Genomic DNA, 12,366 nt, shown 5'->3' with positions numbered 1-12,366 from the left:
TTATCATCCTGGTCAAGAATAGCGAAGAAAGATGGATGGACTCAGGGAGGTGTATGCTGTGTGCCACATGCTGACAAGACAGAGGCAACGGCAGATTGATCCTGTTTGACAGGACCCTGTGCCGTGCATCCATCGATCCTCCAGGCGATAGCGGAGAAGCTGAACATGATGCCAACGAACACTGGTCATGTATTCATGGCAATGAGCCTTGATGGGTTTGTAGCGCGTGAAGATTTTTCACTGGATTGGCTGATGAAGCAGAACACCGAGGGCGAGGCACATGGCCATGAGGCGTTCATGTCCTCGGTGGACTGTGTGGTAATGGGTAGTGGTTCGTTTCGCACTGCACTGAAGTTCGATATCTGGCCCTATGAGAAGCCGGCAGTCGTGTTGAGCAAGTCATTGAACCCCAGAGACATCCCTGACAAGCTGCGTGACAAGGTCAGCATCTGCGAACTGACACCGCCTGAGGTCATGGCATCGCTGGCGGAGAAAGGCTGGCAGCGCGTGTATGTCGACGGTGGGAAAATCATTCAGAGTTTCCTGCGAGAAGGTCTGATCAGCGACATGACGGTGACGCTCGTCCCCATTCTGATCGGATCAGGCAAGCGAATGTTCGGTGAGCTGGATGCTGATATCGATCTGCAACTGTTGGAATCCAGTTCATTCCCGTCGGGTCTGGTCACGTCCAGGTACAGGATCGTGCCGTTATCCTGACAACCATCGGATAGCACGTCGAAAAGCCGGGCGGCTAACAGAAGAACTTCCGTGAAAGGTCCTGTCGATGGATGGGCGTTGAATCTTCTTCAATGCAGATCCGGTGGCTCTTCACGATCACATTTCAGACACTCCAGAACTTCACCCAGCCTGGACGCACGACCCTCGTCAGACTCCACCCAGGGCCTGCTTGTCCAGGGTGGGTTGTGACGAACATGCTGCGTATGTCGGCATTCCAGCTCGGCGACCCAATCGTCCAGTTCGTCCTTGTGAAAGCCGGTAATCCTCCGTCTCATCGAGGCCGGATGCTTGACGAATCTGCATCCACTAGTGAGTGGCGAATGCCAGGATGCCATCGGCTATGTACTGCACCGACAAGGCGGCGAGCAGGACGCCCAGCAATCGCGTGACCACGAGTTTGCCTGTAGCCCCGATGTACTTGTCCAGCCAGTGTGCACCGACCAGTACCGCTGCAGTCAATGCCATCATGATCGTGATGATGCCGATCAGTGTCAGACGGCCAGCCCAGAGGCTCACGGCAGGATCCCCCGAGAGTTCCGAGGAGAGCAGGATGGTGGCCGATATCGTACCGGGCCCTGCCAGCAGCGGGATGGCCAGCGGAAAAACCGCGAGGCTCGCAATATGATCCGCCGCGGCTGTATTCGAGGCTTCCTCCCGCCGTTCCTGCCTAAATCCGTAGATCATCTCGAAAGCCGTCACGAACAGCAACAGTCCTCCAGCAATGCGGAAGGCGTCAATAGTGATGCCGATGCCATCGAGCACCGCCATGCCGGTGACAGCAAACAGCACCAGTATGGCAAGTGCAATCCCCGAGCCGCGCAAGGCAATGCTGCGTCGCACCGATGCGCTCATGCCGGCGGTCAACCCGAGAAACAGCGGCATATTGCCCAGGGGGTCGATGGTAACGAATAGCGTGATGAACGCATTGATCACGCTGTCCATTGAAGGCATGGCAGAAGGCTCGAAAGTGGCAGGCAAGGGGTGGATGATCGGTGGCTATCTCATCCGCGTCAAGGCCCCCGGTGTCACACCGGGGCAGGGTGTTTCTGCTGCCAGTGTTCGGCAATGTCGATCCTCCGCGCCACCCAGACCTCGTCAAAGGATTGGACGTAGTCCAGAAAGCGCGCCAGAGCCGCGATACGACCGGGTCGACCAACCAGGCGGCAATGCAGTCCCACGGACATCATGCGTGGCGTCTGATCGCCTTCGGCATACAGTGTGTCGAAACTGTCCTTGAGATAGTTGTAGAACTGTTCGCCAGCGTTGAAACCCTGCGGCGATGCGAAGCGCATGTCATTGGCGTCCAGCGTGTAGGGGACGATCAGTTGCGGTTTGTCGCCGTACATGGCATCCCAGTAAGGCAGGTCATCAGCATAGCTGTCGGCGTTGTAGGTGAAGCCGCCTTCTTCGGCCACCAGACGATGCGTATTGGGACTGCATCGACCCAGGTACCAGCCTGCAGGGCGTTGCCCGGTAACGCGTGTATGTGTCTCGATGGCCTTGTGCAGATGCTCACGCTCGACAGCCTCGTCCGTGAATTGGTAGTCGATCCAGCGATAGCCATGGCTGGCTATTTCCCAGTCGGCATCCAGCATGGCCTTGACGGCATCGGGGTTGCGTTCCAATGCCATGGCAACGCCAAACACCGTGACCGGCAAGTTGCGCTCGGTAAAAAGGCAGTGCAGGCGCCAGAAGCCGACACGGGAGCCGTATTCGTAGATGGATTCCATGTTCATGTGCCGCACACCGCTGTGTGCCTGAGCGCCGACGATTTCCGACAGAAAGGCTTCGGAAGCCTTGTCGCCATGCAGGATGCAATTCTCGCCGCCTTCCTCGTAGTTGATCACGAACTGCACCGCAATACGTGCCTTGTTCGGCCAGGCAGCCTGTGGCGGGCGATTGCCATAGCCGATCATGTCTCGCGGGTAGGGTGCGTTGGCAATGGTCTCCAGACGCAGCAGGGCGATGCGGTTGATTTCCTGCAGCGCCCGTTCGAATTCGGCGACAGGCGCGTTCTTCAGCCGCTCTTCGAAGCCGGCGAGAATCTGGTGCCGGTCACTGCCGCGCACGGCCATGATGAAGGGCATGTCGAAACGCGCCTTGTAGGCTGAATTCAGCTGCTCGAACCGCGCCAGTTCCTCCTTGCTGCACTGGTCGAGTCCGGCGCTGGCCTGTTCATCACTGGAGTCACTGGTGAGTTCACCCTTCAGCGCCGCCTTGCCGGCAAGGTCGGGGTGAGCACGTATCAGTACCAGTTGTTCCTCCTTGCTGGCCCGCGACAGCGTGGCGGCCATGGCAGCTCCCAGCATCGTGACTTGTGAGTGGCTGCTATCCAGTCCGCCCTGCCAGGTGCGTTGTGCTACCCAGGGCGAATGTTCGTAGACGCCGCCGAAGCGTTCGACGAAGGCCTGTTCACTGAGACTGGCTGGCGGCTCTGTGAATGTGAAATCCGGTTGGGAACTGTTCATGGCGTATCACTGGTCCATTCAGAAGGTGGAACGGGTGCGTTCCTAGCATGAGTTCATTTGTACACAAAAATGGATACAAAAACAAGTACAAACATGTTGACACAATCTGGACAACCCTTTACTGTCCTGCGAAGCCTGACGTATTGGCTGATCAACTGACGATGCCGACATCAACCGGGAGCTTCTCGCCATGGGAAAACTGACGACTCACGTTCTGGATACCACACGTGGTAGACCCGGACACGGTATCAGCGTATCGCTATACCGCATCGAGAACGAGCAGCGCAAGCTGTTGCGTCAACTGGTCACCAATGATGACGGGCGCTGTGATGAGCCACTGTCCAGCGGTGAAGAGCTGCAAACGGGGGTCTACGAGCTGCTGTTTGCCGTGGGTCCGTACTTCGCGGCGCTGGAGGGACAGGCTGTGAAAAACGATATCCGCTTTCTCGATGACGTGATCATCCGTTTCGGTGTTCCCGATGCCGATCAGCACTATCATGTTCCGCTGTTGATCACGCCGTTCAGCTATTCAACCTATCGCGGCAGCTGAGGACAGGATGATGGAAGGTTATATTCTCGAATGGCTGAACCTGCTGGGGCGCTGGGTGCATCTGGTCACCGGCATCGCCTGGATCGGCGCATCGTTCTATTTCGTCTGGCTGGACAATTCCCTGCGCGCCCCCAAGGAAGCTGCCGATGCAGAGCTGGGTGTCGGCGGTGAAGTCTGGTCAGTGCACGGCGGCGGTTTCTATCACGCACAGAAATACAAGGTCGCACCGCCGGAACTGCCGCAGACGCTGCACTGGTTCAAATGGGAGGCCTATACCACCTGGATTACAGGCATGTTCCTGCTGTGCCTGATGTACTGGTATCAGGCGGAGATCTACCTGATCGATCCCAGTGTGCTGGCATTGAGCAAGCCGGTTGCGGTATTGCTGGGCATGCTGACTCTCATCGTCGGCTGGATCGTCTACGATCAACTGTGCAAATCGAAGATCGGGGAGGAAGAGAACAAGCTGAGTCTCGCCATGCTGGCATTCACCAGCATCGCCGCCTTTGTGCTCTGTCAGGTTTTTGGTGGCCGGGGGGCCTATCTGCACTATGGCGCCATGTTGGGTACCATCATGGTCGCCAATGTCTTCTTCGTGATCATGCCCGGGCAACGGGATCTGGTTGCGGCAAAGGCAGAAGGGCGAGCGCCGGACCCGAGTCATGGCATCCGTGCCAAGCAGCGCTCCGTGCACAATACGTTCTTCACGCTGCCTGTGCTCTTCGTGATGATCAGCAACCACTACTCCATGACCTGGGGTCATGAATACAACTGGCTGATCCTGATTGCACTGTCGGTTGCAGGAGCGCTGATTCGCGTGTATTTCGTGCAGCGCCACCACGATAAGGAAACGCCGATTCCTCTGGTTGTGGCTGCCGTACTGATCATGGGCGTGGCTGCTGCCATTGTGCCCAAACCAGCTGCCCCGGTTGCCGTGGACAGCTCTGTCAATGCCTCCGAGTTGTTTGCCAGGGTGCAAGTGGCGATGCATGAACGTTGCACCGTCTGTCACGCCAATGCGCCGGCACAGCCGGGCTTCAGCGCACCGCCCAAGGGGATCGTTCTGGAGACAGCCGATGACATCGTGCAGCATGCCGAAACGATTCATCAGCAGGTAGTCGTTACCAAGGCCATGCCGATCGGTAATCTGACGCAAATGACAGACGAAGAACGTGATCTGATTGCCCAATGGTATCAAACAGGAGCCAAGTCGGAATGAACGCACCGATCTATCACGCACCGCATGGCGGATTGCCGCCGCAGACCGATCTGCTGACAGACCGGGCTGTTGTCAGCGAAGCTTATACGGTCATTCCCAAGGGCGTGCTGCGTGATATCGTGACCAGCTACCTGCCGTTCTGGACCGATACCCGGGTCTGGATCATTGCCAGGCCCATTGCCGGCTTTGCCACCACGTTTTCGCAGTACATCATGGAGGTGTCACCCGGTGGTGGCAGTGACAGGCCGGAGCCGGAATCGACCGTGGAAGGCGTACTGTTTGTCATGGAGGGGGCCTTGTCACTGACCATTGAAGGTGAGGAGCACGAACTGACACCGGGTGGCTATGCATTCCTGCCGCCTCGCTGCAAATGGCGTGTAGCGAACAAGGGCGATGAGGCGTGTAGATTCCACTGGATTCGCAAGGCCTATGAATTCGTCGATGGACTGGATGTGCCTCCGGCCATTGTGACCAATGAGCAGCAGGTTGCTCAGACACCGATGCCGGAGACCGATGGACGCTGGGCGACCACGCGTTTTGTCGATCCGACGGATCTGCGACACGACATGCATGTGACCATCGTGACACTGGAGCCGGGTGCGGTGATTCCGTTTCTGGAAACCCATGTGATGGAGCATGGTCTTTACGTACTGGAAGGCAAGGGCGTCTACCGTCTCAATCAGGATTGGGTGGAAGTGGAAGCCGGTGATTTCATGTGGCTGCGCGCCTTTTGCCCACAGGCCTGCTATGCCGGCGGACCCGGCAAGTTTCGTTATCTGCTGTACAAGGATGTGAATCGACATGCGGCATTGTCATGAGGTGTCGGCGTTGTAGTACAGCTTTGTGTACAATTGTTGTTCTCGGAATGTAGGCGGCAATGTAAACAGTGGCTAAAAGCACCAATGAAGCGAAGTCGGGCAGCGTGCTGGGTGATATGTTGCAGCCTTCGGAAAAACAGGCCAGTCAGACGCAGGACGAAAGGCTGTACAACGAGATCCTTGATGCCATCCTGGATCATCGGCTGAGCCCCGGTGTGAAGCTCAAGGAAGACGAGCTGGCCGATATCTTCTCGGTCAGTCGAACGGTTGTCAGACGCGCTCTGCTACGCCTGTCTCACGATCGCATAGTGGATATGCAGCCGAACCGCGGCGCTACCATCATTCGCCCGGATGTACGCAAGGCCCGTGAAATCCTGGGGGTGCGCAAACTCATAGAAGCCGAAGTGGTGCGGGAAGCCACGCTGCGAGCCTCTCCCGACGCTTTGGCAGAACTGCGCCAGTGTGTGGAGAATGAGCGTGATCATGTACGGCGCCAACAGCACGGGGCAGGCCTGCGACTCTCCGGAGACTTCCACATACGGCTCTCGGCATTGTCCGAGAACACCACCTTGAAAAGCTATCTGATGGAACTGGTGCCACAGACCTCCCTGATCATTGCGATGTACCAGACTCCCCAGCACGATCTGTGTTCACATCAGGAGCATTTCGACATCATCGATGTCATGGCAAGCGGTGATGCGGATGCTGCCGTCGCTGTGATGGCCGAGCATCTGCAGCACCTCGAGGACAAGCTGGATCTGGACAACGAACGATCCCCCGGGGATCTGTATGCAGCGTTTGCGCATGTAAAGGGCGTGAGCTGAATTCTCCGACCGGGTTCTCGGGTCAACAACAGCCAATCTGAGCCGCGGCCGTCAGGCGTCATGGTTTCCAGCTGTATGAACTGTTCCAGGTTGCGCTGGCACGTTTCAACGTACGAAGGTGGCATTCGTGGCTTCAAACGGCTCGATGCTCTGTCGCATGATGCCCTGATTGAACACCGTCTCCGGACTGGCCTCACAGGTGTACTCGTCAGTTCCACCGATCAAACGACCCGCTCTATCCATTTCCAGTCTGGAGATTGACGGATCATCCGTTGAATCGGTGCTCAGCTTTCGCAGCCGGATTTCAGCAGGGCGGTACAGATGATGAGGGCAGCATGCAATTTCATACCCGCATACTCTACCGTAAGCGGGAAACTGCGACCCCTCGAAAGTGTGGATGTTGTGCTAAGGCACACAAAAAAAAGGGCAGGGTTCTGCCCCATCCATCAGGCTGCGAAGGTCTTCTTGTCCGTGAGTGTTCCGTCCTCCTTGACCGTCTCCAGATGCATGTCGAACCCCCACAGCTTCTGCAGATGCCTGAGTACGATATCCGATTCCTTCGACAAGGGTCGATTGCGATGCAGGCGATGTTGCACGGTCAGTGATCGATCACCATTGAGATCGAAGCCGGTTATCTGCAGATCGGGATATTGGCCATCGCGGTTGTACTGCTCCGAGAGAAGTCGGCGCACACGTCGGTAGCCTTCCTCGTTGTGGATGCTGTCTATTTCCAGGTACTCCTTTTCCTCCTGATCAGCGATGGCGAAGATATGGAACTCTCGGATGAGTTTCGGGGACAGATATTGGGCTATGAATGACTCATCCTTGTAATTCCGCATGGCAAAATCCAGCGTTTCCTGCCAGGGCGTATCCACGATTTCCGGGAACCAGTACCGGTCCTCCTCGGTCGGATGCTCACACATGCGCTTGATGTCCATGAACATGGCAAATCCGAGCGCGTAGGGGTTGAATCCTCCGTAGCCCCGTTCATCGAACCCGCGTTGCGCGATGACGTTCGAGTGAGAGGCAAGTACCTCGATCATGAATCCATCATCGACCAGACCCTTGTCGTACATGCGGTTCAGAATCGTGTAGTGCCAGAAGGTTGCCCAACCTTCGTTCATGACCTTGGTCTGGCCCTGAGGGTAGAAGTACTGTCCCATCTTGCGCACGATGCGGATGATCTCACGCTGCCAGCCAGCGAGCTTTGGCGAGTATTTCTCCAGAAAATACAACAGATTCTCTTGTGGCTCTTCCACGGTGCCTGCCGGTTTTTCCGACGGTTCGTCATTGGCTGCGACGGGAATCGTACTCCAGATTTCGTCATGACGCTTCCACTCGTATTCCTCTCGCTCGCGTTGCCGGTTCAGCTCCTCGGCAACCGAGAGCTGGCGCGGTCGCTGATAACGTGACACACCATAGTCGCGCAAGGCATGGCAGGCGTCGAACATGTCCTCGACGGCCTGTATCCCGTGTCGCTCCTCACAGCGGCGGACGAAGTTCTTGGCGAAGACCATGTAGTCCACAATGGCGTCGGCGTTGGTCCATTGACGGAACAGGTAGTTTCCCTTGAAAAACGAGTTGTGACCGTAGCAGGCATGCGCGATGACCAGACCCTGCAGCGGCATGGAGTTTTCCTCCATCAGATAGGAAATGCAGGGGTCGGAGTTGATGACGATTTCATAGGCAAGCCCCTGAGCTCCTTTGCGATAGGCTTCTTCCTGAATGATGAACTGCTTGCCAAAGGACCAGTGTGGGTAGGAAATTGGCAGACCGGATGAGGCATAGGCATCCAGCATCTGCTCCGAGGCGATGATCTCTATCTGATTCGGGTAGCAATCAAGCCCGAACTCGCCAACGGCCACCTCCTTGATGGCCAGGTCGTACTTCTCGATCAGATCGAAGTTCCAGTCGGGTCCCTGCGACAATGGTTGAGCGCTGTTCATGGAGTGTTTCCCGCCGTGTCTGAAGAAAACAGCGTACGAAATACCGGGTAGATATCTCGGTGCTCGCTGACCGAGGCCATTGCAAAATGCGGCGACTCGATGCGCTGATAGGTGGAAGCCAGCGTCGAGATACGTGAACTTGTCTGCTCACTCACCTCGATGTAGGCGTAATAGCGAACCAGCGGCAACAGATGATCTTCGAGAAATCCGCGACTGCGTTCCGGGTCGGCGCCAAAGGCGTCGCCGTCGGATGCTTGCGCGGCGTACACATTCCACTGATCTGCCGGATACCGAGCCGCAATCACCTCGCGCATGAGTTCCAGGGCCGAATAGACCACGGTGCCACCGGTCTTCCGATCATTGAAGAAGGTCTGTTCATCGACCTCATCGGCATCATTCGTATGACGAATGAAAACGATCTCCACGCGCTCATATTTACGTGTCAGAAACAGGTGCAGCAACGTGTAGAAGCGTTTCGCCAGATCCTTGCGCTGCTCGTTCATGGAAGCCGATACGTCCATCAGACAGAACATCACTGCCTGGCTCATGGGCTTGGGAACCATGATTCTGTTGCGAAACCGTAGATCGATGTCATCGAGAAAGGGCACTCGCTCGATGCGCTTCTTCAGCAGCTCGATTTCGGACTCGTCTACCTGCTGAGCTTCATTGTCGGGATCGTCGGTTTGCAGTGCCTCGATTTCATCGAGGCGACGTCTTGCACCGCTGCGCAGGGCTATGCGCCTGCCCAGTGCCTGCCGCATGGTTCGCACCACCGACAGATTGGTGGGCGAGCCCTGTGATGTGTAGCCGGCGCGTTGCGGTTTGAGTTCCTTGATGTCACCAACCTGCGTCCGGACCAGATGAGGCAGTTCCAGGTCATCGAAGAACAGGTTCATGAATTCCTCGCGTGACAGGGCGAAGGTGAAGTTGTCTTCACCGCTGCCGCCTTCACCATCCCCACTGCCGTCACCATCGCCTCCGCCACCGGGAGGGCGCTTCAGGCGATCTCCCGGATTGAAGGTGCGATTCCCGGGCAGTACCATTTCCCGGTCGCCGCCGTTGCCATGACGCAGATGCGGTTCAGAGACGTCGCGGGCCGGCAACTTGACCTTGCCGCCTTTCTGCATGTCCTGAATGGATCGCTCGGACACCATGTCCGCAACCGAACGTTTGATCTGAGCCTTGTAACGCCGCATGAAGCGCGCTCGATTGGCGGCATTCTTGTTGCGATCATTCAGACGTCTGTCGATGATGACGGACATGATGTATGTCTCCCGCTACTGCGATTTTCTGACCCGCAGATACCATTCGCACAACAGACGAACCTGCTTTTCGGTATAGCCCTTTTCGATCATGCGCTTGACAAAGCTCTCGTGCTTGCTTGCCTCATCCGAGGATGATTTCGCGTTGAAGGAAATGACCGGTAACAGTTCTTCGGTGTTGGAGAACATCTTCTTCTCGATGACTTCGCGAAGCTTCTCGTAACTGGTCCAGGAAGGGTTCTTGCCACCCTTGTTGGCGCGAGCGCGCAGCACGAAGTTGACGATCTCGTTGCGAAAGTCTTTCGGATTGGCAATGCCTGCCGGTTTCTCGATCTTCTCCAGTTCGTCATTGAGTTGTGCACGATCGAAACTCTCGCCGGTTTCCGGATCACGATAGTCTTCATCCTGAATCCAGTAATCCGCATAGGTCACATAGCGATCAAAGATGTTCTGACCGTACTCGGAATAGGATTCCAGATAGGCTGTCTGGATTTCCTTGCCGATGAAGTCGGCGTAGCGTGGTGCCAGATAGCCCTTGATCAGCTCGATGTAGCGTCGCTGTACCTCATCGGGCAATTGTTCCCGCAGCAGGCGCTGTTCAAGCACGTACATCAGATGCACCGGGTTTGCCGCTACTTCGCTCTGATCGTAATTGAATACACTGGACAACACCTTGTAGGCAAAACGGGTCGAGATTCCACTCATGCCTTCGTCTATGCCGGCGAAATCCCGGTACTCCTGTACCGATTTGGCATCGGGTTCGACATCCTTCAAATTCTCGCCATCGTACACACGCATCTTGGTGAACACATTGGAATTCTCCGGTTCAACCAGACGAGACAGGACCGAGAACTGCGCCATCATGTTCAAGGTGCCAGGCGCGCAGGGAGCATCGGAAAGCGAGCTGTTGGCCAGAAGTTTTTCGTAGATCATGACCTCCTCGGAAGCCTGCAGGCAGTAGGGCACCTTGACGATGTAGATTCTGTCGAGAAATGCCTCGTTATTCCTGTTGTTACGAAATGAGCGCCATTCGGATTCATTCGAGTGAGCCAGGATGACGCCCTGGAAGGGCATGGCGGAGAATCCTTCCGTTCCCTTGTAGTTGCCTTCCTGGGTGGCAGTCAACAGCGGATGCAACATCTTGATGGGCGCCTTGAACATCTCCACGAACTCAAGGAGGCCCTGATTGGCCTGGCAAAGCCCGCCGGAATAGCTGTAGGCATCCGGGTCATCCTGAGAGAACGACTCCAGCATGCGGATGTCGACCTTGCCGACCAGCGAGGAAATATCCTGATTGTTCTCGTCTCCCGGTTCTGTCTTGGCAATGGCTACCTGTCGCAGTACGGAAGGCTGTATTCGAACCACCTTGAATTGCGTCAGATCACCGTTGAATTCCTCAAGCCGTTTGATGGCCCAGGGGCTCATGATGCCGGTCAGATAACGCTTGGGAATCTTGTATTCTTCTTGCAGCGCATCAGCTTCACGCTCCGGGTTGAACAGGCCCAGTGGGGACTCGTTGATGGGAGAACCCTTCAGGGCATAGATCGGGAAGGACTCCATCAACTGCTTCAGTTTCTCGGCGATGGAAGACTTGCCGCCGCCCACCGGCCCCAGCAGATAGAGCACTTGCTTGCGCTCTTCCAGGCCCTGCGCGGCATGAGTGAAGTAGGAGACGATCTGTGAAATCGCCTCTTCCATTCCGTAGAAGTCCTTGAATGCCGGGTATCGACGAATCACCCGGTTCGAGTGGATTCGCGACAGTCGCGGATCTTCGCGGGTATCCACGTATTCGGGTTCGCCGATGGCCGCAAGCATCCGCTCCGCGGCACTGGCATATGTCAGGGGATCCTCCCGACACAACTCAAGGTAGTCCATCAGGGACATTTCTTCGTCGCGAGCCTTGGCGTAAGTCTCGCGGTAGGTTTCGAACAGTTTCACGTTAGAACCTCCAGAGCAACCTTGCGCACATACCGACATAGCATGTCGTTCAGTTGCGGGTCAATTATTCATGGCATGAACATACGACTGATACGTTGCAATCCCTTCAAGCGCTCACCGTAGTGCATAGCAGATTTTCAAATTCGATTTCGCCGCTTCGACTTAAACGATAGTGACTCATTCAGTTTCTGTCACGGTGTCATTAACACTGATTTCTGCGAATTTCCCGCAGGTCGTCGTGCAGCTACTTCAGCAAGAAACAGTCCGTTACTCCTTTGTCACACAGGTTTTTCTCGATGAAACGTCGTTGCATACCCATAGGACTGCGGTGCGTGGGGATTTGTTCCACGTCAAGAAAAGCGTCAGACAGACCGCCTCGTTTGCCAGGGTCGGCAACACTCAAGGCATTGTTGGTCAAGTATCGAAACACGATGGTGCGGCAAAGGCTGTCGGCTGCTTTCCCATGGGGCAGGGTAATTTGACCATTGCCTTGTGTAAGACGAGGCTGTTCGCACGCAGGCACGCAGGCACGCAGGCACGCAGGCACGCAGGCACGCAGGCACGCAGGCACGCAGGCACGCAGGCACGCAGGCACGCAGGCAC

The 12,366-nt window shown here is 56.2% G+C and carries 13 protein-coding genes; 6 read left to right on the top strand and 7 right to left on the bottom strand.

The features are described 5' to 3' along the window. Nucleotides 1-168 precede the first annotated feature (168 nt). The gene (locus ACUNV4_RS16290) at nt 169-717 is read left to right on the top strand and encodes a dihydrofolate reductase family protein (RefSeq protein WP_430879647.1); all 549 of its coding nucleotides are present in this window, start codon (nt 169-171) and stop codon (nt 715-717) included. 89 nt (nt 718-806) lie between these two features. Here the strand turns inward: ACUNV4_RS16290 and ACUNV4_RS16285 are convergent, their stop codons facing one another. The 3 genes from ACUNV4_RS16285 to puuE form a co-directional block, all read right to left on the bottom strand. Further along, a complete protein-coding gene (locus ACUNV4_RS16285) occupies nt 807-1,013 on the bottom strand; it encodes a DUF3565 domain-containing protein (protein WP_430879646.1) in 207 nt (68 codons plus the stop codon). Nucleotides 1,014-1,044: 31 nt separating this feature from the next. After that, nucleotides 1,045-1,689 (bottom strand): MarC family protein, encoded by a 645-nt coding sequence (locus tag ACUNV4_RS16280; RefSeq protein WP_430879645.1) that lies wholly within the window; start codon nt 1,687-1,689, stop codon nt 1,045-1,047. A gap of 74 nt (nt 1,690-1,763) precedes the next feature. Further along, a complete protein-coding gene (puuE, locus tag ACUNV4_RS16275) occupies nt 1,764-3,206 on the bottom strand; it encodes an allantoinase PuuE (RefSeq protein WP_430879644.1) in 1,443 nt (480 codons plus the stop codon). Nucleotides 3,207-3,396: 190 nt separating this feature from the next. Here puuE and uraH point away from each other — a divergent pair, with 190 nt between their 5' ends. The 4 genes from uraH to ACUNV4_RS16255 all read left to right on the top strand — a co-directional run bounded on the left by uraH (nt 3,397) and on the right by ACUNV4_RS16255 (nt 6,617). After that, nucleotides 3,397-3,756 (top strand): hydroxyisourate hydrolase, encoded by a 360-nt coding sequence (gene uraH, locus ACUNV4_RS16270; RefSeq protein WP_430879643.1) that lies wholly within the window; start codon nt 3,397-3,399, stop codon nt 3,754-3,756. Between the two features lie 10 nt (nt 3,757-3,766). Continuing rightward, nucleotides 3,767-4,975 (top strand): urate hydroxylase PuuD, encoded by a 1,209-nt coding sequence (locus tag ACUNV4_RS16265; RefSeq protein ID WP_430879642.1) that lies wholly within the window; start codon nt 3,767-3,769, stop codon nt 4,973-4,975. Beyond that, nucleotides 4,972-5,793, top strand: coding sequence for a bifunctional allantoicase/(S)-ureidoglycine aminohydrolase (locus ACUNV4_RS16260; protein ID WP_430879641.1), 822 nt, complete (start codon nt 4,972-4,974; stop codon nt 5,791-5,793). The genes ACUNV4_RS16265 and ACUNV4_RS16260 overlap by 4 nt, the downstream gene beginning before the upstream one ends. A 68-nt stretch (nt 5,794-5,861) precedes the next feature. Further along, complete coding sequence (locus tag ACUNV4_RS16255) at nt 5,862-6,617, top strand: GntR family transcriptional regulator (RefSeq protein ID WP_430879640.1); 756 nt, start codon at nt 5,862-5,864, stop codon at nt 6,615-6,617. A 105-nt stretch (nt 6,618-6,722) separates the two neighbouring features. On the opposite strand, the gene ACUNV4_RS16250 is transcribed toward ACUNV4_RS16255, so the two are convergent. From ACUNV4_RS16250 to ACUNV4_RS16235, 4 genes are all read right to left on the bottom strand, one after another. Beyond that, the gene (locus ACUNV4_RS16250) at nt 6,723-6,860 is read right to left on the bottom strand and encodes a hypothetical protein (protein ID WP_430879639.1); all 138 of its coding nucleotides are present in this window, start codon (nt 6,858-6,860) and stop codon (nt 6,723-6,725) included. 203 nt (nt 6,861-7,063) lie between these two features. Continuing rightward, nucleotides 7,064-8,563 carry a SpoVR family protein gene (locus tag ACUNV4_RS16245; RefSeq protein WP_430879638.1) on the bottom strand — a complete coding sequence of 500 codons (1,500 nt, stop codon included), beginning with the start codon at nt 8,561-8,563 and terminating at the stop codon, nt 7,064-7,066. Further along, a complete protein-coding gene (locus ACUNV4_RS16240) occupies nt 8,560-9,825 on the bottom strand; it encodes a YeaH/YhbH family protein (RefSeq protein WP_430879637.1) in 1,266 nt (421 codons plus the stop codon). Before ACUNV4_RS16240 ends, ACUNV4_RS16245 begins: the two co-directional genes overlap by 4 nt. A 15-nt stretch (nt 9,826-9,840) precedes the next feature. Then, the gene (locus ACUNV4_RS16235) at nt 9,841-11,763 is read right to left on the bottom strand and encodes a PrkA family serine protein kinase (protein WP_430879636.1); all 1,923 of its coding nucleotides are present in this window, start codon (nt 11,761-11,763) and stop codon (nt 9,841-9,843) included. A gap of 196 nt (nt 11,764-11,959) precedes the next feature. Between ACUNV4_RS16235 and ACUNV4_RS16230 the strand changes: the two genes are divergently transcribed. Then, nucleotides 11,960-12,366: hypothetical protein (locus ACUNV4_RS16230; protein ID WP_430879635.1), on the top strand; the 407-nt coding region annotated here is incomplete at its 3' end.

Source organism: Granulosicoccus sp. 3-233, assembly GCF_052681095.1.
The sequence above is the reverse complement of the archived record's forward strand: the minus strand, read 5'-3'. Positions and strand labels throughout refer to the sequence as shown.